An 18,737-nucleotide genomic window follows, 5' to 3' on the forward strand; every position below is an offset into this window, starting at 1 on the left:
TGCGCAATGAAAGTGTGCGGGTAGACATAAATCTCCTGATTGTGTGAATAATTTTTGACCATGGCCTGGGCCGGAAAACGGTCACGCGACAGTTCTACATACCTACATACAGCAATGTGCCGTCGCGCAGCGAAACTCTAACGGAAAGCCAGCAAGCACCCTATGCCAACTATGCATAGATTTATGCATAATCGTTATAGACGTGGCAGACCGGCAATTCTATGATCAAAAAGAACATCTTGCCAGCATCCGGCTTCGCTGCGCTTAACCGGCAATCCTGGTTTGCGCCTCATGCGTGACCACCAACTCACGCGTAGGAAACGGAATCGAACAATTCACTGCCGTCAAAGCAGCTTGCACGTTTTGTGCCAGCGACCAGCGCACCGCCCAGTATTCGGAGGTAGTGGTCCAGCCGCGCATGTTCAGCATCACAGCGCTCTCGGCGTAATCGGTCACTACCACCAGCGGCGCCGGCGTTGCCAGGATCCGTTCGTCCGCCAGCAACAGTTTTTCCAAGGCGGCGATCGCGACCGCTGGATTATCCTTGAAGTTGATGCTAATCGGCATGTCGATGCGACGCGTATTGTTGCGGCTGTAGTTGGTCAACGCGCTGTTCCACAATTGGTTATTCGGCACGAACAGGCAGATGCCGTCAGCCTTGGTCAGCTTGGTGGCAAACAGGCCGATTTCATCGACCGTGCCTTCAATGCTGCCGTTGGATATGTATTCGCTAACCTGGAACGGCCGCAAGAACAGCAGCATCATGCCAGCTGCGATATTTTGCAAAGTGCCCTGCAAGGCCAGGCCGATGGCCAGGCCGGCAGCGCCGAGGATGGCGACGATACTGGCGGTCTGCACCCCGAATTGTCCCAGTACGGCGACCAGCGTCACCAGCCGCACCACCCACAGCAGCACGCTGCGCAGCACCGGACGCAAGGTGGCGTCGAGGCTGGCGCGGATCATGACACGGTCGAGCGCATTGGCGAAACGCGACGATAGCCACCAACCGATGGCCAGCGTAAAAATAGCGAGTACGGCGTTCAAGCCGTAATGCAAGGATGATTCAAGAAGAAAGCTCCACATGGAACTCAGTTGGGTGACGGCTTGTATGTTCAAGGACAGCTCCTGTTGCTTGTATGAATGTGCGCGAACCGGGTTCGCAAATTTAACCCTCTATGGTACCAGTTGTCTCCCGGATAACGCCCTGGACCGCCAGCGCAGAATTCGCCGCGAAGGCCTTTCCTCTATACTCGGACAACCAGTCATCCGGATTGATTCCAATAGGATGAGGCTCGACCATCCCTTATAGTTCCCGAAGGAAAATACACAATGGTGACACCGACAAGTTCATTTGGCGCGCAGACAACGTCTGAAGCCCTGCCTTTGCTGGCCGCAGATGCCTTGCGAAAAATCGCGCGCGACGAGCATCTCAAGGAACGTATAGAAAACGATCCGCTCCTTTCCGGCATTTTCAAACGCGCCGCCGAACGCTATATAGGCGGCAGCACTTTGCCGGAATGTATTCGTACGATCAAGCAAGTGAATGCGCAGGGCCATGCCGCTACCGCCGACTATATGGGAGAAAGCACGCGCGACGAAGCCAAGGCAGAGATCGAGACGACACACTTCCTGGACCTGGTCGCCGCCATCCATGCGCACACGCTGAACTGCACGATTTCGCTTGATCTGTCGCATATCGGGCTGGCGGTCGATCCCGCACTGGGCATCGCCAACGCCGCCAGGATTGCCGTGGCTGCGCGCGCCATCGGACGCGAAGTCATCATCAGCATGGAAGGCTCGGAACGTACCGACGCCATCCTCGCCACACACACCGAATTGTGCCGCCAGTTTGACCACGTAGGCATCACCTTGCAAGCGCGCCGCTTGCGCACCGGCGCCGATCTGCAAAGCGCATTGCAGCGCCCGGGCAAGATCCGCCTGGTCAAGGGCGCTTACGATGAACCAGAAACCCTGGCTCACCCGCGCGTGAGCGAAGGCCTGAACGCCGCCTACCGCCAGCACGCACAAACGCTGCTGGCAAGTGGCCACGCCTGCTCGATCGGCACCCAGGACCGCCAGCAACTGGAATGGGCGCATGCCTTCATCCGGGAGCAAGGCCTGGCGACGGACCATATCGAATTCGAGACCCTGCTCGGGCTCGGTGCAGCGCCGGCGGCGCAGATGCGCGACCTGGGTTTCGCCACGCGACAGTACATCGTCTACGGCCGGGAATGGTTCATGTACGTCTGCCACCGGATTGCCGAAGATCCGCCACGGCTGTTCCAGGCTCTGATCGACGTCGTGAATGGCCCCGGCGAGGCGCAACACCTGTAAACCGGCAAAGCCAGCCTGACGCCGCCGGGTTTGCTACCATATGGCTGATTCGCCATGCCTTGAACGCATGGCGCAGCTTCCACCGACGTTCTTTAGCCACTGCATTCAGCCATCACCATGAGCAAATTCTGGAGTCCCATCGTCAGCCGCCTGACGCCTTACACCCCCGGCGAACAACCCAAGCTGAGCAAGCTGGTCAAGCTCAACACCAATGAAAATCCGTACGGACCGTCGCCGCTGGCGCTGGCCGCGATTGCCGCCGAAGCTGACGACAGCCTGCGCCTGTACCCCGACCCGGAAGCCGCTGCGCTGAAAGGCGCCCTGGCTGAACAAAATGCTAAGCACGGCATCACTACCGCCCATGTGTTTGTCGGCAACGGCTCCGATGAAGTGCTGGCGCATGCATTCCAGGCTTTGCTGCAACATGAAGAAGCCATCCTGTTCCCGGACATCAGCTACAGCTTTTACCCGACCTATTGCGGTTTGTACCAGGTAGCGCACCGTACCGTGCCGCTGGCCGCCGACTTCACCGTACGCGTCGACGATTACCTGAACACCGCTGCAGGCGGCATCATTTTCCCGAATCCGAATGCGCCTACCGGCTGCCTGTTACCCCTGTCCGAAGTCGAACGACTGGTGGCGGGACAGCCTGACTGCGTGGTGATCGTCGATGAAGCTTATGTCGATTTCGGCGGCGACAGCGCGATCCCGCTGGTGGCGCGCTATCCCAATCTGCTGGTGGTGCAGACCTTCTCGAAGTCGCGTTCGCTAGCCGGCTTACGGGTCGGCTTTGCGATTGGCCATCCAGACCTGATCACGGCGCTTGAGCGCGTCAAGAACAGCTTCAATTCCTATCCGCTGGATCGCATGGCGATTGCCGGCGCCACTGCTTCGATCAAGGACCAGACGCATTTCGACCGGACACGCCTGGCAGTGATGGCCAGCCGTGAGCAGATGGTGGCAGGACTGGCAGCGCTCGGCTTTGAAGTGCTGCCATCGGCCGCCAACTTCGTCTTCGCCCGTCATCCGCGCCACGACGCCGCCAAGCTGGCGGCCACCTTGCGCGGCGACGGCATCATCGTGCGCCATTTCAGCAGCGCCCGGATTGCCCAATTCTTGCGCATTACGGTCGGCACCGATGACGCTTGCCAGGCCTTGCTGGATGCTTTGCAATTGCATCTGAAAACACTGCCTGCCGATTTCTGATCCTGCGCCGGTGCGGCCGGATTTCTCCGGTCGCACCGGTTTCATCATCTGCACGGCTGATCCGCTGCTATTTTCGATCATCGGCCGTGTTTTTTCATCACTCCATGTCCAACTCAATCGCGCCACCTCTAGCCGCCCATACGCGCATGCGCCAGGCGGCGCTGCCGCTACTGTTCCTGCTGGTGGGTGTGATTTTCGCCAGCTGGGTTTCGCGCATCCCGGCGCTGCGCGATCATCTGCATCTGGATCCTGCCAGCCTCAGCCTGTTCTTACTGGGCGGCGGCATCGGCGCCGTCAGTTCATTCCCGCTGGCCGCCTGGCTGGTAGGTCACTATGGTGCGCGCCGCGCCTGCTGGTATGTCGGCGTCGTCTTGCTGCTGACCATTCCGTGCCTGGCGCTGGCGCCCAATCTGCCGGTACTGATGCTCGTCATGCTCTGTCTCGGCGTCTGCTCCAGCTGCTTCAATGTCGCGATCAACACGCTTGGCGCTGAGGCGGAAAAAGCCGCCGGCCGGTCGATCATGTCGCAGCTGCATGCCTGGTATTGCGTCGGCACGCTGTCCGGCGCCTTGCTCGGCAGCGCCATCGCCGGCCTGGGCGTGGGTCCCTTGCTGCATTTTTGTGCGATCGCCGTATGCGCTCTGGTTCCACTGCGCCTGTGCTATCGCAGCTTGCCTAACGACCGGCCGCAATACATCGCCGGCAAAAAGCATTTTGCGATGCCCCATGGCCCCTTGATTGCTCTTGGCGTAGTGGCTTTCGGCGGCGCTATCGTGGAAGGTTCGGTGGCCGACTGGAGCGGGGTTTACCTGAAAGACCAACTACTCGCCAGCGATGGCGCCGCGCCGCTGGCTTTCGCCTTTTTTTCGGGCATGATGCTGTTGACTCGGCTGGTCGGCGACAGACTGAAGGAAACCTTCGGTGCCCGCCGCATAGTTGCCGGTGGCGCAGTCGCGGCCGGCATCGGCATGCTGATCGCCTTGGTGGCCAACGAGATTCCGCTTGCCATTACCGGTTTCGCACTGACCGGCGTTGGCGTCGCCACTGTGTTTCCTTTCCTCTTCAGCGCCGCAGGCCGTCACGGTCCAACGGCGTTGGCCGGCGTCACCACCATGGGATATACCGGCGGCCTGATCGGACCGCCCGCCATCGGCTTTATCGCCCATGGCTTCGGGCTGACAGCAGCGCTGTCCATGGTCGGTGTACTGTGCGCAGCGGTGGCGCTGGCGGCTAGTCGCGCCAAATGGCTTGAATAAATGACATTACGTTAAAATAGGCCCTTGCGTTTGTACGCCCACCTTATTCCTGGAGTCCATATGACGCTAGCCTTAACCTCTTCTTTGTCGCGTTCCGTATTGCGCAGCCTGGCGATGAGCGCCGCCGTCGGCGTTACTCTGGCCGCCTGTGCCGGTACACCGTCGACACCATCGACACCGGCGACGCCGGTAACAAACAGTGACCCGGTGTTGTCTGCATCGCGCTGGGAGCTGACCAACTGGACCGGCCATACCGTGCCACACGGCGATAACGGTGAACCCGTGATCTTGAATTTCGATACGCAGAACGGCCAGGGACGCGTCAGCGGCCGCGCCGGCTGCAACCGGTTTTCAGCGCCTTACTCGGTGCGTGCGCCGGGACAGTTGAGCATCGTCCAGGCGGCGGCGACCCGCATGGCCTGTCCTGCGCCAGCGATGCAGTTCGAGGCCGATTTCCTCGACAAGCTGCAAGCAGTCAACAATTACAAGATCGCCGGCCCGGTGCTGGAAATGCACACCCTGGATGGCCAGACGCTCAGTTTCTACGCGCGCGAAAAACCGAGCGCCGCAGCCAAAATCAAGTTCATCTATGTCGCTTCCGAAAAATTGCCTTGCAGCGCCGGCGTGATGCGCACCACCTGCCTGCAGATCCGTGAACGCAAGGAAGACCCTTGGCAACTTTGGTACGGCAATATCGAAGGCTTCAAATTTGAGCCCGGCATCGCCTATCGCCTGCGCATTCTGGAAGAGCCTGTCGTCAATCCGCCGGCCGACGCCAGCTCGATCAAATGGACTCTCGACATGATCGTGGAACAGGAAATCATCAAGAAATAATGGCATCGACCGCAATCAACAACAACGACCAGCGGCAGCTGTTGCTGCTGCCTGGCTTCATGCTGGACCAGACCTTGTGGGACGACATGCGCGACGGCCTGCAGCAACTGGGCCAGTTGCACTTCGGCGATCTTGGCCAGGACGATTCAATCAGCGCCATGGCGACGCGGGTGCTGCAACAAGCGCCGCCGCGATTCGTCCTGATAGGCTTTTCGATGGGCGGCTATGTGGCGCAGGCCATCATGCAGCAGGCGCCTGAGCGGGTGATCGCGCTGGCGCTGCTGAATACCTCGGCGCGCCAGCAGAATCCGCGTGAAATCGCCGGTAACAAGGTACAGCTGGAGCTGGCGAAACAGGTGCCGTTCAAAGGCTTGACCAGCCGCGCCCTGGCCTCTTCGTTGCATCCGGACCTGGCCCATGACCGCAGGCTGCTGGACCGCTTGCAGGCAATGGCGCTGCGCAACGGCAAGGAAGTTTTCATCCGCCAGCTGTCAGCCTTGCGCAGCGACGGTTACGCCGAACTGCAAAAGATCCAATGCCCGACGCTAATCGTCGCCAGCAGCAACGACCAGCTCAGCAGTATCGCCGAAGCTCAGCAGATGCTGGACCAGATTCCCACCGCCCATATGGTGACCATCGAAAACTGCGGGCACATGACGCCGCTGGAAAAACCAGCGGAACTGATGCAGATATTGGCGGACTGGATTGCCGGCGCAGATCAGCGCTGACATAGCGTAATCCGTTCCGCCGTCAGACTCCTACAGGGCCAGGCGCTTGCGAGCCGCCTGGTATTCGGTCTGCAGACGATCCACCATCTGCGCCACACTGGGCACGTCATCCATCAGGCCGACGCCCTGGCCCGCGCCCCAGATATCGCGCCAGGCTTTGGCGCCGGTGCCGCCGGAACCGAAATTCATCTTCGATTTATCCGCTTCCGGCAGATTGTCCGGATCGAGACCTGCATTGACGATGGATTTTTTCAGGTAGTTGCCGTGTACGCCGGTGAACAGGTTGGTGTACACCACGTCAGCTGCGGTCGACTCCACGATTGCCTGACGATAAGCGTCATCAACATGCGCTTCCTTGGTCGCCAGCCAGCGTGAACCGATGTAGGCAAAGTCCGCGCCCATGGCTTGCGCCGCCAGGATCGCATCGCCGGTGGCGATCGCGCCCGACAAGGCGATCACGCCCTTGAAGAACTTGCGCACCTCACCCACCAGCGCAAACGGCGACAACGGTCCGGCGTGGCCGCCGGCGCCAGCCGCTACCAGGATCAAACCGTCGACGCCGGCTTCCAGCGCCTTTTGCGCATGGCGGATCGAGATCACATCATGCAGCACGATGCCGCCGTACCCGTGGATCGCGTCCATCATTTCCGGCGGCGGCGCGCGCAGGCTGGAGATGATGATCGGGACTTTGTGTTTGACGCAGACGGCGACGTCATGCGCCAGGCGGTCGTTCGACTGATGGACGATCTGGTTGACCGCGATCGGTCCGACCTTGGCGTCCGGATGTTCGGCTTGATAGGCGGTGAGTTCGGCTTGCAGGTCGGTCAGCCAGACATCCAGCAATTCCGCCGGCCGGGCGTTCAGCGCCGGGAACGAACCGACGATGCCCGCCTTGCATTGCGCGGCCACCAGGGCCGGACCGCTGGCGATAAACATAGGCGAGCCGATGACAGGAAGGCTCAGGTTTTGCAACGCAGCTGGCAGTGCCATAACAACCTCTTGAATTGGGAGTGGAGTAGCTGATTATAGGGGGAAGCCCTGGACAAAAAGTACGATCGTGCTAGATTTTGTCCTCTAAACCAGACAGTCGGCCGCACTGCTTTATTATCGATTTAACAAATACCCGTCGCGTACTTCCGCCGCACCGGCACGCAACAATTGGCCGACTGTCCATTCTGCCAGATCCGCCTCGCTGCGTTGCAGGTAAAGCCGGTTGGCGGCCGCGACCAAGGGCAAGCCAGCCAGCATGTGCGGAACATCCGCCAGCCTGATCTGTTGTCGTTCCAGCAGCAGGAATTTGAGCAAGACCTTGATCGCGTTCCTGGCATTGCGCTGCGGATCGGCGGCCAGATAGGCAAGTCGTGAAAATGCACTGTCAAGCGCAACGCCGACGCCGGTGAACGGACTGCCATGACCTGGAATCACCAGGCGCACGTCCAATGTGGCGATCAGTTCCAGCGTCGCCTGCGCCTCGGCAAAACCGCTGCCGGAATCGTCGTCAAGCTCCGGGAAAATCACGCCGAAGCCGTTTTCCCACAAGGCATCGGCAGAAACCAGGATGCCATGCTCCGGACAGTAGAAAATCAGCGAATGCGGATCGTGACCCGCTGCCGCCAGCACCTGCCACTCCATGTCGCCCAGCGTCAGCTGATCGCCAGCCTGCAGGGTATCGTCGAAACCGAAAGGCGCGCATTGCTGCCCTGTGCCGTGATAGCTCAGCGCGGCACTATCCCAACTACGTACTTGCTCTGCCTGTCCCGCCGGAATCGACGTGCGGCAACCGTAAGCCTGCTGCAAGGCGGCATTGCCGCCGCAATGATCGGAATGCAGATGGGTGTTCAGCAAACGGTCCAGCGGCCGCCCTTGCAAGCTGTGCGCCACCAGCGCCAGGGTCTGCGCCGCATGGGTGACGTAACCGCTGTCGATCAGCGCGGTTTGCCCGCTGCTTAGAAACAAGATGTTGTTGGAGGATAGCCAGCCGCGTTCCAGCACCCGCATCGTCGGCGGCAACGAGAGCGCGCTCATGGCGCCATGCCCATCTGCAGGCGTCGTTGCAAAATGCGTTGCCAGATCGCCCGCTTTTGCGCATCGCTGGCGCTGCCCCACAACACAATTTCATCCAGCGTGCGCTGGCAACCGTCGCACAAGGCGTTCTCTGCATTCATCACGCAGATATTGATGCAAGGCGAAGCGCTGCAATCAGGAGCCGGAGCAGCAGCGTCATCGCTCTTTGCTGGCGGCAACGCAATGATGGGCTTAAGGTACGGGTTTTTCACTATGTCTCTGATTATGCTGTTGATTGTGTCGCTTATTTGTGTCGCTTATCCATATAATAAGCGACATCCCATTCCTCCATAACGACCATCTGCATGCTGAATATTCTACTGGCCGAAGACGAAAGCGCGATTGCCGACACGATCGTCTACGCGCTCAACAGCGAAGGCATCCAGGTCCATCACTGCCTGCTCGGCAGCGCAGCCTTGCAACAAGCACGCGCAGGCCGATTCGACCTGGCTGTGCTGGATGTCGGCCTGCCTGACATGAGCGGCTTCGATGTCTGCCGGGAGCTGCGCAAATTTTCCTCGCTGCCGGTGATCTTCCTGACTGCGCGCGGCAGCGAGATCGATCGCCTGATCGGCCTGGAAATCGGCGCCGACGATTACATGGTCAAGCCGTTCTCGCCACGCGAACTGGCGGCGCGCATCCGGGTCGTGCTGCGGCGGCTGGGCCAGGCGCCTGCCGCCGACGCCAGCGCCCCGGCAGCAAGCGCGCTGGGCGCTTTTGAAGTGGACCAGATCGGCATGCGCATACGCTACGCCGGCCAGACCCTGCAACTGACGCGTTACGAATACCTGCTGCTGAAGATGCTGCTGAGCCGGCCGGGCGGCATCTTTACCCGTAACCAGCTGATGGATTCGATCTGGCGCGATGCACCCGACAGCACCGACCGCACGGTCGATACCCATGTCAAAACCTTGCGCATCAAATTGAAAGCAGTCACGCCCGCAGCCGATCCCATCCATACCCATCGCGGCCTCGGCTATTCGCTGGAACTTGCCACCCCATGAAACTCGGCATCCGCATCCTGCTCGGCTACTTCCTGATCGTCGGCCTGGCCGGGGTCTTCATCCAGCGCGTGTTCCTGGCTGAAGTAAAGCCGGCAGTACGCCAGGCGATGGAGGATACGCTGGTCGATACCGCCAATATCCTGGCCGAACTGGCCGCCGACGACATGAAGCAAAACCGCATCGCCGACGGCAACTTCGCCAGCCGCGTGCGCGAATATGCGCATCGCGACATCAACGCCAAGATCTGGAGTTTTCGCAAGACCACGCTGGATTACCGCATCTATGTCACCGACCTCAAAGGCATCGTGCTGTTCGACTCCACCGGCCGCGCGGTGGGCCAGGATTATTCTCGCCGCAACGACGTCTACCTGACCTTGCAAGGCAGCTACGGCGTGCGCTCTACGCGCGACGTCGACAGCGACGAGCGCAGCACCGTGATGCATGTGGCCGCGCCGATCATCGACGACGGCAAGATGATTGGCGTGCTCACCGTCGCCAAGCCCAACAACACCCTGCAGCCGGCAATCTCGCAAAGCGAGCGGACCATCCTGCGCTGGGGTGGTTTGCTGCTGTTCCTGTCGCTGGCCGTGGGGCTCGCCGTCACCTTGTGGATCAGCCGCTCGCTGGGCGCATTGCAGCGCTACGCACGCGCCGTGACCGCCGGCGAACGTGCGCAGCCGCCAGCCAAAGGCGCCAGCGAAATCGTCGAGCTGGGCCAGGCGCTTGAATCGATGCGGCAAAAGCTGGAGGGCAAGCAGTATGTCGAGCACTATATCCATAGCCTGACGCATGAAATGAAAAGCCCGCTGGCGGCGATCCAGGGCGCGGCCGAACTGCTCGATGAAGATTTGCCGGATACCCAGCGCCGCCGCTTCGCGCACAACATCCGCAGCCAGTCGCAGCGGCTGGCGGAACTGATAGAAAAAATGCTGGCGCTGGCGGCCATCGAGCACCGGCAGACGCTGGAAAATGTGGTCACGGTGGATCTCGGCGGTTTGCTGGATGAAGTGCTCGAATTGCTTGAACCACGCCTGCGGCAAGCATCCCTGACGGTGCACATAGGCCGGTCGCAGCTGGGACCAAAAGTGCGGCCGAAGATACGAGGCGAGGTTTTCTTGTTACGGCAAGCGCTGATCAACCTGCTGGAGAACGCGATTGATTTTTCACCTGCAGGCAGCGAGATCACGCTCAAGACGGATTTCTCGGTGGCTGGAACCGTCAAGCTATCGGTACTGGATAACGGCCCCGGCATACCGTCCTATGCACTGACGCGCGTATTTGAGCGTTTTTACTCCCTGCCGCGACCAGGCAGCAGTGAAAAGAGCACCGGCCTCGGCCTCTGCTTCGTACAACAGGTAGCGCAACTGCATCACGGCCAGATCAGCTTGCATAACCGCAGCGAAGGCGGCGCCGAGGCTCAGCTGACGCTGCCGGCCGAGCCTGCATAACTGCCTCTAAGCCAAATCAGATTCAACTTCACACTCGCTTCACATTATCGCCACAGCAACCCCGCAATGCCGCCGTCATCGATTCACATCCCTTTCTTACACTGAGTGCAACGTGACCGTGCGTCACGATGAACCCACCGAGAGAGACCATGAACCGACCCTTGCTATTCAAATTATTGGCCATTTTCATCCTGACGCTGCTGATCCTGATTCCACTGGGCCTGATCCGCGATACCGTGCAAGACCGCCAGCAGCACCGGCAAGATGCGATTGCATCGATCGCCGCCAGCTATGCCGGTGGACAGACCATCACCGGACCTGTGTTGGTAGTGCCGTACAAGATCAAGATCGACGAAGTGGCGCAGGATGCCGAGGGCAAGAAAACCTTCCGCAGCCGCAACGAAAACCGTCAGTACCTGTTTTTCCCGAAAGACCTGCAGATGCAGGGCGAGCTGCTGCCGGGCGAGCGCTATCGGGGTTTGCACAAAGTGCACGTGTATGAGTTGCAAAGCAGCTTCAACGGCCGCATCGACTATCAATTGCCGTCGGCAGCGCAACTGGCGGCGGATCAGATCACCTTGTCGCATCCCTACCTGGCCATCGGCATCAGCGATGTCCGCGGCTTGCTTGGTTCGCCACTATTGAAAATAAGCGGCCAGGCACTGGCGCTGGAGCAAGGCGCGGGCGGCTTGGGTAAAGGCATGCATGCGGCTTTGCCGCAGTCTGGCCTGGTGGAGAACGGCAGCATCGACGTGTCGCTTGCCATGACCGTAGCCGGCACCGAGAGCCTGGCGATTACGCCGATTGGCGACAACAATCGCTTCGAGCTCTCTTCCAGCTGGCCGCATCCGCAATTCGGCGGCAGCTTTTTGCCGCGCTCCCGCAGCATCTCGGAGCAAGGTTTCCGCGCCGTATGGGAAGTTTCCTCTCTGGCCTCCAATGCCCAGCGCCAATTGCGCAGCGATGACAAGACGGGGATTGAAAGCCTGGATATCCAGCTGGCCGAACCGGTGAATATCTACTCGCAGGCTGATCGTGCAACCAAGTACGGCTTGCTGTTCGTGCTGCTGACTTTCGTCGGATTCTTCATTTTTGAAATGATCAAGCAGCTACCTATCCATCCGATCCAGTATCTGCTGGTAGGGCTCGGGCTGGCGATCTTTTTCCTGATACTGGTCAGTCTGTCTGAGCATATCCCCTTCTGGCAGGCTTATCTGGCCGCCAGCGCCGCCTGCATCAGCTTGCTGACCTTCTACCTGAGCCAGGTGCTGCGCAGCATAGGCCGCGGCCTCGGCTTTGGCGCCATGCTGACCATGTTATACGGCACCTTGTACGGTTTGCTGATTTCAGAAGACAATGCACTGATGCTGGGCAGCCTGATGCTGTTCGTGATTCTGGCTGTGATAATGATCGTTACCCGCAAAATCGACTGGTATCAAACCGCTGTAATCAAAACGCCGCAGGCAGATTAAATCTGGGGCGTGGGCCTGATTACCGTCAGGCCCGCAGCGCGACATCCGCCACCGGCGCCGCAGTCATCGTCACCAGCTGCTTCGGCGTCAGGTTGAACACGGCGTGCGGATGCCCGGCTGCCGCCCAGACATTGGTCAGTTGCAGCAAATCTTCATCGATCAGCATCACGGTCTTGCCGACGTGGCCGATCGGACACACGCCGCCAATTGCGTAACCGATACGCTCCTTGACGAAGCGGGCGTCGGCCTTGCCCAGCGGACCGACGATGGCGGCGACCTTGTTTTCATCGACGCGATTGCTGCCGCTGGCGACCACCATCACGGCGGCGTCATCGGACAGCCGCCGGAACACGATCGACTTGGCGATTTCAGCCACGCTGCAGCCAAGCCCGGCAGCAGCTTCGGCGGAAGTCTTGCCGGTTTCCGGCAACATCACGACAGGCTTGTCATGGCCGATAGTCGTCAGCAGATCGGCAACGCGCTGCGCGCTTTCCGGTAATTTATCCATACGATGCTCATCTCGTTCAAAAAAATGCGGATCACGCAAGGCGTCGCAGCTGTCCCTTACTTGGCGGCGTCAAAATACTGCGCGTGCAACTTGTCGTAACTGCCGTCAGCCTTGATAGCGGCCAGACCCTGGTTGATCTTCCCCAGCAACGCGGCATTGCCCTTTTGTACGGCGATACCGAAATACTCTTTTGGGAAATTGTCGTCCGTCACCATCCGCAGACCCTTGACCTGGTTGTTGGACAGGTAATGCGCGACTGCGCCCTTGTCGGCGATCACCGCGCTGACGCCGCCGGTTTCCAGCTCTTTCAGAGCCAGCGGGCTGGATTCAAAACGCTTGATGTTTTCGTTGTTGTCGCCTGCCAGCTTCTGCATCATGTCGTCGCCGGTGGAACCTTGCAGGACGCCAACCTTGAGCGGCTTGAGATCGGTAATTTTCAGGATCTTGGAATCGTTCGGCACCACGATTACCTGGCCGGCTTCGAAATAAGGATCCGAAAAATCGACGGTCTGTTTGCGTTTCTCGGTAATCGTCAGGCCGGAAATGATGATGTCGCGGTCACCCTGCGCCAGCGCAGTGAAAATGCCGTCGAAAGGTGTGTTGACGAACTTGACCTGGATACCTTCCTTTGCCGCAACTGCCTTCATCACGTCGATGTCGAAGCCGACCAGTTCCTTGTGTTCGTTCTCATACTCGAATGGTGCATAGGTAGCGCCGGTGCCGACCACATATTCTTTCACCGCTGCGCTGGCGGCAGGCGCCTCCTCATGTTTGCCGCAGGCGCTGAGTCCAGTCGCGACCAATAGGGCCAACAGGGTTGTTTTGACAAAAGTAAGTTTCATGAATTTTCCGCTTTTCTATTGATAATCCGGGCGGTAGCCCGGTTACTTGTTAGCTGGCAGCCCGCTTGGCCGCAATTGCATTGCCGGCATGGCTGGCGGACTTACGACCCAGATGACGCGAGATGAACTGGCCGGCGTCAACCACCTTGTCGAGGTCGATGCCGGTTTCAATCCCGAGCCCCTGCATCAGATACAGCACGTCCTCAGACGCTACGTTGCCTGTCGCACCCTTGGCGTACGGACAGCCGCCCAGACCCGCAACCGACGAATGATAAATCGAAATGCCGACTTCCAGGCTGGCGTAGATGTTCGCCAACGCCTGGCCGTAGGTATCGTGGAAATGTCCGGACAGGCGGTCGATCGGGAATTCCTGCACCAGCCGTTGCATCACCGCGTGGACCTTGTTCGGCGTGGCGACGCCGATGGTATCGGCAATGTCGATTTCGTCGCAGCCGAGGTCACGCAAACGGTGCAGCACATCGACCACCGAATCGATGCCGACTTCGCCCTGGTAAGGACAGCCGAACACGCAGCTGATGCTGCCGCGCAGGCGCTTGCCTTCTTGCTTGGCCAGCGTCGCAACGTCGCGGAAACGCTCGATCGATTCAGCAATCGAACAATTGATATTTTTTTGCGAGAAAGCCTCCGAGGCCGCGCCAAAGATCACCATCTCGTCGGCGCCGGCCGCCAATGCGGCTTCCAGTCCTTTCATGTTGGGTACCAGTGCGGAATAAATTACGCCCGGCTTGCGCTGGATGGCCGCCATCACTTCAGTCGAGGTAGCCATCTGCGGCACCCATTTCGGCGACACAAACGAAGCTGCCTCGATGTTGGCGAAACCGGCTTGCGTGAGCTGGTCGACCAATGCGATCTTGACCTCGGCCGGGATGGTTTCCTTTTCGTTCTGCAAGCCGTCGCGTGGACCAACTTCAACGATTTTCACTTTACTTGGGAATGTCATGCTCTGCCTCTTACTCTTAGTAACCGTTACTACGATCGATAGTGCCGCTCACCGCTTTTCCTTGTTCCAGCAGTTGTATCTTGGCGCTGATCTGCTGTACTGAATCTTCGTCGACAGTGATGGCTGAAATATGCGGCGTGATACTGATGCGCGGCTCCTGCCAGAAGGGATGATTCGGCGGTAGCGGCTCTTGCTCGAATACATCCAGCGTTGCCGCTGCAATCTGCCCCTCCTTGATCAGCGCCAGCAAATCGGCCTCGACGACGTGTCCGCCGCGTGCAACGTTGATCAAGTATGCGCCTTCCGCGCCTTTCTGCAATTTCAGCAGGTTTTCCCGATTGACGATGCCGCGCGTGGCGTCGGTCAATGGCAAGATGCAGACCAGCACACGTGAAGCCCGCAAGAAACCGTCGAGCGCGTCGTCGCCGACAAAATTGCGCACGCCAGGAAAATCCTTGGGAGTGCGGCTCCAGCCATTCACGGGAAAATCGAAATGCGCCAGCGCCGCAGCGATCCGCGATCCGAGCACGCCAAGGCCGAGAATGCCGACGCTGAATGCGCGCTTGTCCGGCTCCGGCAACGGCCGCCATTCGCGGCGCGCGGCCTGCTGCCGGTAAATGTCATAGCGGCCAAAATAGCCGAGTACGGCGTGCGTCACATAGCTGGCCATCTGGATCGCCATGCCGCCGTCCTCGATGCGGATCAGCGGCACGCCGGCTGGCAGCGCGTCGCCCAGTTTCAAGATGGCGTCGACACCTGCGCCCAGGTTGAAAATCGCTTTGAGATCGCGACGTCCTTGCAGCATGGCTGCGGGTGGACGCCAGACCAGGGCGTAATCGGCCGGGGCGTTATCGCCTTCCTGCCAGAAGCGGACTTCCGCTTCTGGCAGGGCTTTGCTGAAGTCAGCGATCCAGTTTTCGAAATCGCTGCCAGGCGGTACGTAACACAGGAGTTTCACAGTTTGATCCTCAACGGGCTTAATCAGGCTTGAATACCAGCAGTTGCGCCGATTCGCTTACCTGATCGCCCACCACATACAACAATTCTTCGACCAGGCCATCCGCTGGCGCAGCGATGGTGTGCTCCATTTTCATCGCTTCCATGATCAGCAATGGCGCGCCTTTTTTAACTTGCTCGCCTTGCGTTACCAACAGCGCGACGATTTTTCCTGGCATAGGCGCAGTCAGGCGACCGCCCTCTGCTTCGGCGTCGCCGGCATGCAGCAGCGGATCGATGTAGCCCACCGTATGCTGGCTGCCCGCATGGAACACATGGAACTGTTCACCTTCACGCACCACGGTGCCGGCCACGGTACGGTCGCCCAGACTGATTTCAATTGCGTTGCCGGTTTGATGCAGCACCGTCATCTGGCGGAAATTCTGGCCTTGCAGTTGCTCATGGTGCAGCAACCAGCGTCCGGTTTCATACATCACATCCAAAGACTCGGCTTTGTCGCCATCGACAAACGCCAGCCGGCGCTGCAGGTTACCATTCAAACGCCAGCCATCGGTGCTGGTCCAGGGATCGCTACCGGCGTTATGCACCGCATTGCGTTCCGACAGCAACAGCGATGCAGCGGCCAGCGCCAGCACTTCGATCGCCACCGGTGCAGCGGCGGGAAACAGCGCGTCATGATTACGCTCGATCAGGCCGGTGTCCAGATCTGCTTCGGAAAATGCTTTGCTGCCAATCAGGCGCTGCAGAAATTTGACGTTGCTGGCCAGGCCAACAATCTGATATTCCGCCAAAGCCTTCGCCATTGCCGCCAGTGCTTGCTCACGGTCCTGGCCCCAGACGATCAGCTTGGCGATCATCGGGTCGTAGAACGGAGAAATGGCGTCGCCTTCGCGCACGCCGGAATCGATCCGCACGATGCTGGCGCTGGACTGGCTGACTTCGAAAGCGCTCGCTGCCGGCGTATGCAAATGGCGCAAGGTGCCTATCGACGGCAAGAATCCCTTGTCCGGATTTTCCGCATAGATCCGCGCTTCAAGCGCATGGCCGCTCAGCGTCAGCTGCTCCTGCTTCAGCGGCAGCGGCTGGCCCGACGCCACACGCAACTGCCATTCGACCAGATCAAGACCGGTGATCATTTCAGTTACCGGATGCTCGACTTGCAAGCGCGTATTCATTTCCATGAAATAGAAAGATCCGTCCTCGCCGTTTGAATAATCGGCGATGAATTCCACCGTACCGGCGCCGACATAGCCAACTGCCTTGGCCGCAGCTACGGCCGCTTCGCCCATGGCGCGCCGGCGTTGTGCGGTCATTCCCGGGGCCGGCGCTTCTTCCAGCACCTTTTGATGGCGGCGCTGCACCGAGCAATCGCGCTCGAACAAGTAAACGCAATCGCCCTGGGTATCGGCAAACACCTGAATCTCGATATGACGCGGACGCGTCAGATAGCGTTCGACCAGCACCTTGTCGTCGCCGAAACTGTTGATCGCTTCACGCTTGCACGATGCCAGCGCCGCCTTGAAGTCAGCGCTGTGCTCGACGATGCGCATCCCCTTGCCACCGCCGCCGGCGCTGGCTTTCAGCAACACCGGATAGGTGATCTTGTCGGCTTCCACCTGCAGGAATTCGGCATCCTGGTTTTCACCGTGATAACCCGGCACCAGCGGCACCTTGGCTTTTTCCATCAATTCCTTGGCGGCCGACTTCGAGCCCATCGCCGAAATCGCGCTGGCCGGCGGGCCGATGAATACCAGGCCAGCCTTGGCGCAAGCCTGCGCAAACTGGGCGTTCTCAGACAGAAAGCCATAGCCGGGATGAATTGCCTGCGCGCCTGTCGCCAGGGCCACTTCAATGATCTTGTCGGCGCGCAGATAACTTTCCTTGGCTGCCGGCGGCCCGATCAGCACTGCCTCGTCGCATACCGCGACATGCTTGGCGCCGGCATCCGCATCCGAATACACAGCCACGGTCTTGATACCCATGCGCCGTGCGGTAGCCGCCACGCGACAAGCGATCTCGCCGCGATTGGCGATCAGAATCTTGGTAAACATGCGGTCTCCCCCTTTTAGATTTATTGTGGTTGGGTGTTGTTGTCGGCGGTCACTTCGCAACGCGCATCGAAGGTCGACGAACGCGAATGCATGCCCAGCTTTTCCAACAGGGCGCGGTCTTCTTCGACTTCCGGATTACCGGTGGTCAGCAGCTTGTCGCCGTAGAAAATCGAATTCGCGCCAGCCAGGAAGCACAGGGCCTGAATCGCATCGCCCATTTGGCGGCGACCTGCCGACAAACGCACGCGCGCCTTCGGCATGGTGATACGCGCGACCGCGACAGTACGTACGAACTCGAACAGGTCGAGCGGCGCAATGCCATGCAATGGCGTGCCTTCAACCTGCACCAGATTGTTGACCGGCACCGATTCCGGATACGGCTCCAGGTTGGCCAACTGCGCCACCAGGCCTGCGCGTTGCAAACGCGATTCACCCATGCCGACGATACCGCCGCAACACACTTTGATACCTGCGCCGCGCACGCTGTCGAGCGTGTCCAGGCGGTTCTGGTAATCGCGCGTGGTGATGATGTCGCCGTAGATTTCCGGTGCGGTATCGAGATTGTGATTGTAGTAATCGAGGCCCGCGCCCTTCAGGCGTTCTGCCTGGCCTTCGCCCAGCATGCCCAGCGTGGCGCAGGTTTCCAGGCCGAGCGCCTTGACTTCACGCACCATTTCTTCGACCTTTTCCAGATCGCGGTCTTTCGGCTCACGCCAGGCCGCACCCATGCAGAAACGGGTGGCGCCATGCGCCTTGGCTTGGCGCGCAGCTTCCAGCACGGTATCCAGCGGCAGGATCTTCTGCGCGGTCACCCCGGTATCGTAACGCGCCGCTTGCGGGCAATAGCCGCAATCTTCCGGACAGCCGCCGGTCTTGATTGACAACAGCGTGGCCAGTTCGACTTCGTTAGGATCGAAATTTTCGCGATGCGCTTGTTGCGCCTTGAAGATCAGTTCATTGAACGGCAGGTTGAACAGGTCGAGTACTTTTTGTACCGGCCATTTTGCATCTTCCGGAAACACCATGGCTTTAGCGGCGGGCTGGAATGTAATTGGTTGCGATGACATGATCA

Annotated in this window: 18 protein-coding genes; 8 read left to right on the plus strand and 10 right to left on the minus strand. The window is 59.6% G+C overall.

Annotated elements, in window-relative coordinates; genetic code table 11:
- Positions 1 to 264: 264 nt before the first annotated feature.
- Positions 265 to 1,116 carry a mechanosensitive ion channel family protein gene (locus LT85_RS23915; RefSeq protein ID WP_081992666.1) on the minus strand — a complete coding sequence of 284 codons (852 nt, stop codon included), beginning with the start codon at positions 1,114 to 1,116 and terminating at the stop codon, positions 265 to 267.
- 213 nt (positions 1,117 to 1,329) lie between these two features.
- On the opposite strand from LT85_RS23915, the gene LT85_RS23920 reads away from it, so the two are divergent.
- From LT85_RS23920 to LT85_RS23940, 5 genes are all read left to right on the plus strand, one after another.
- Complete coding sequence (locus tag LT85_RS23920) at positions 1,330 to 2,334, plus strand: proline dehydrogenase family protein (RefSeq protein ID WP_052135429.1); 1,005 nt, start codon at positions 1,330 to 1,332, stop codon at positions 2,332 to 2,334.
- 117 nt (positions 2,335 to 2,451) lie between these two features.
- The gene (gene hisC, locus LT85_RS23925) at positions 2,452 to 3,540 is read left to right on the plus strand and encodes a histidinol-phosphate transaminase (RefSeq protein ID WP_038494072.1); all 1,089 of its coding nucleotides are present in this window, start codon (positions 2,452 to 2,454) and stop codon (positions 3,538 to 3,540) included.
- Between the two features lie 104 nt (positions 3,541 to 3,644).
- Positions 3,645 to 4,796 (plus strand): MFS transporter, encoded by a 1,152-nt coding sequence (locus LT85_RS23930; protein WP_052135430.1) that lies wholly within the window; start codon positions 3,645 to 3,647, stop codon positions 4,794 to 4,796.
- Between the two features lie 60 nt (positions 4,797 to 4,856).
- A complete protein-coding gene (locus tag LT85_RS26830) occupies positions 4,857 to 5,630 on the plus strand; it encodes an META and DUF4377 domain-containing protein (RefSeq protein ID WP_052135431.1) in 774 nt (257 codons plus the stop codon).
- A complete protein-coding gene (locus LT85_RS23940) occupies positions 5,630 to 6,358 on the plus strand; it encodes an alpha/beta fold hydrolase (RefSeq protein ID WP_052135432.1) in 729 nt (242 codons plus the stop codon). Before LT85_RS26830 ends, LT85_RS23940 begins: the two co-directional genes overlap by 1 nt.
- A gap of 30 nt (positions 6,359 to 6,388) precedes the next feature.
- On the opposite strand, the gene LT85_RS23945 is transcribed toward LT85_RS23940, so the two are convergent.
- The 3 genes from LT85_RS23945 to LT85_RS27270 all read right to left on the minus strand — a co-directional run bounded on the left by LT85_RS23945 (position 6,389) and on the right by LT85_RS27270 (position 8,634).
- Entirely contained in the window at positions 6,389 to 7,348 is a 960-nt protein-coding gene (locus tag LT85_RS23945) for an NAD(P)H-dependent flavin oxidoreductase (RefSeq protein WP_038494075.1), read from the minus strand.
- Between the two features lie 114 nt (positions 7,349 to 7,462).
- Positions 7,463 to 8,383, minus strand: coding sequence for an MBL fold metallo-hydrolase (locus LT85_RS23950; protein WP_038494077.1), 921 nt, complete (start codon positions 8,381 to 8,383; stop codon positions 7,463 to 7,465).
- The gene (locus LT85_RS27270) at positions 8,380 to 8,634 is read right to left on the minus strand and encodes a DUF1289 domain-containing protein (RefSeq protein WP_253273617.1); all 255 of its coding nucleotides are present in this window, start codon (positions 8,632 to 8,634) and stop codon (positions 8,380 to 8,382) included. The genes LT85_RS23950 and LT85_RS27270 overlap by 4 nt, the downstream gene beginning before the upstream one ends.
- Before the next feature lie 93 nt (positions 8,635 to 8,727).
- Between LT85_RS27270 and creB the strand changes: the two genes are divergently transcribed.
- The 3 genes from creB (at position 8,728) to creD (ending at position 12,346) form a co-directional block, all read left to right on the plus strand.
- Positions 8,728 to 9,426 (plus strand): two-component system response regulator CreB, encoded by a 699-nt coding sequence (gene creB, locus LT85_RS23960; RefSeq protein ID WP_038494082.1) that lies wholly within the window; start codon positions 8,728 to 8,730, stop codon positions 9,424 to 9,426.
- Entirely contained in the window at positions 9,423 to 10,874 is a 1,452-nt protein-coding gene (creC, locus tag LT85_RS23965) for a two-component system sensor histidine kinase CreC (RefSeq protein ID WP_038494085.1), read from the plus strand. The genes creB and creC overlap by 4 nt, the downstream gene beginning before the upstream one ends.
- A gap of 149 nt (positions 10,875 to 11,023) precedes the next feature.
- Positions 11,024 to 12,346, plus strand: a complete 1,323-nt coding sequence (gene creD, locus LT85_RS23970; RefSeq protein WP_038494087.1) for a cell envelope integrity protein CreD — start codon at positions 11,024 to 11,026, stop codon at positions 12,344 to 12,346.
- Between the two features lie 25 nt (positions 12,347 to 12,371).
- Here the strand turns inward: creD and LT85_RS23975 are convergent, their stop codons facing one another.
- The 6 genes from LT85_RS23975 to bioB are packed head-to-tail and all read right to left on the minus strand — an operon-like array spanning position 12,372 to position 18,732.
- Positions 12,372 to 12,854 carry a YbaK/EbsC family protein gene (locus LT85_RS23975; RefSeq protein WP_038494090.1) on the minus strand — a complete coding sequence of 161 codons (483 nt, stop codon included), beginning with the start codon at positions 12,852 to 12,854 and terminating at the stop codon, positions 12,372 to 12,374.
- Positions 12,855 to 12,910: 56 nt separating this feature from the next.
- Entirely contained in the window at positions 12,911 to 13,696 is a 786-nt protein-coding gene (locus tag LT85_RS23980) for a basic amino acid ABC transporter substrate-binding protein (protein WP_038494097.1), read from the minus strand.
- Positions 13,697 to 13,745: 49 nt separating this feature from the next.
- Positions 13,746 to 14,657: a hydroxymethylglutaryl-CoA lyase gene (locus LT85_RS23985; RefSeq protein WP_038494101.1), complete on the minus strand. Its 912-nt coding sequence runs from the start codon at positions 14,655 to 14,657 to the stop codon at positions 13,746 to 13,748.
- A 16-nt stretch (positions 14,658 to 14,673) separates the two neighbouring features.
- Positions 14,674 to 15,615: a 2-hydroxyacid dehydrogenase gene (locus LT85_RS23990; RefSeq protein WP_038494103.1), complete on the minus strand. Its 942-nt coding sequence runs from the start codon at positions 15,613 to 15,615 to the stop codon at positions 14,674 to 14,676.
- Between the two features lie 19 nt (positions 15,616 to 15,634).
- Positions 15,635 to 17,665 (minus strand): acetyl/propionyl/methylcrotonyl-CoA carboxylase subunit alpha, encoded by a 2,031-nt coding sequence (locus LT85_RS23995; protein ID WP_038494106.1) that lies wholly within the window; start codon positions 17,663 to 17,665, stop codon positions 15,635 to 15,637.
- Positions 17,666 to 17,685: 20 nt separating this feature from the next.
- Positions 17,686 to 18,732 carry a biotin synthase BioB gene (gene bioB / locus LT85_RS24000; protein ID WP_038494110.1) on the minus strand — a complete coding sequence of 349 codons (1,047 nt, stop codon included), beginning with the start codon at positions 18,730 to 18,732 and terminating at the stop codon, positions 17,686 to 17,688.
- Between the last annotated feature and the right edge of the window lie 5 nt (positions 18,733 to 18,737).

The organism is Collimonas arenae (assembly GCF_000786695.1).
In the GTDB taxonomy this organism is placed as follows: domain Bacteria; phylum Pseudomonadota; class Gammaproteobacteria; order Burkholderiales; family Burkholderiaceae_D; genus Collimonas; species Collimonas arenae_A.

Coding starts and splice junctions, on each gene's coding strand:
- LT85_RS23945 (WP_038494075.1), bottom strand. CDS start 7,348: ATGGCACTGCCAGCTGCGTTGCAAAACCTGAGCCTTCCTGTCATCGGC.
- LT85_RS23920 (WP_052135429.1), top strand. CDS start 1,330: ATGGTGACACCGACAAGTTCATTTGGCGCGCAGACAACGTCTGAAGCC.
- creD (WP_038494087.1), top strand. CDS start 11,024: ATGAACCGACCCTTGCTATTCAAATTATTGGCCATTTTCATCCTGACG.
- LT85_RS26830 (WP_052135431.1), top strand. CDS start 4,857: ATGACGCTAGCCTTAACCTCTTCTTTGTCGCGTTCCGTATTGCGCAGC.
- LT85_RS23985 (WP_038494101.1), bottom strand. CDS start 14,657: ATGACATTCCCAAGTAAAGTGAAAATCGTTGAAGTTGGTCCACGCGAC.
- creB (WP_038494082.1), top strand. CDS start 8,728: ATGCTGAATATTCTACTGGCCGAAGACGAAAGCGCGATTGCCGACACG.
- LT85_RS23930 (WP_052135430.1), top strand. CDS start 3,645: ATGTCCAACTCAATCGCGCCACCTCTAGCCGCCCATACGCGCATGCGC.
- bioB (WP_038494110.1), bottom strand. CDS start 18,732: ATGTCATCGCAACCAATTACATTCCAGCCCGCCGCTAAAGCCATGGTG.
- LT85_RS23950 (WP_038494077.1), bottom strand. CDS start 8,383: ATGAGCGCGCTCTCGTTGCCGCCGACGATGCGGGTGCTGGAACGCGGC.
- LT85_RS23995 (WP_038494106.1), bottom strand. CDS start 17,665: ATGTTTACCAAGATTCTGATCGCCAATCGCGGCGAGATCGCTTGTCGC.
- LT85_RS23975 (WP_038494090.1), bottom strand. CDS start 12,854: ATGGATAAATTACCGGAAAGCGCGCAGCGCGTTGCCGATCTGCTGACG.
- LT85_RS23940 (WP_052135432.1), top strand. CDS start 5,630: ATGGCATCGACCGCAATCAACAACAACGACCAGCGGCAGCTGTTGCTG.
- creC (WP_038494085.1), top strand. CDS start 9,423: ATGAAACTCGGCATCCGCATCCTGCTCGGCTACTTCCTGATCGTCGGC.
- LT85_RS23980 (WP_038494097.1), bottom strand. CDS start 13,696: ATGAAACTTACTTTTGTCAAAACAACCCTGTTGGCCCTATTGGTCGCG.
- hisC (WP_038494072.1), top strand. CDS start 2,452: ATGAGCAAATTCTGGAGTCCCATCGTCAGCCGCCTGACGCCTTACACC.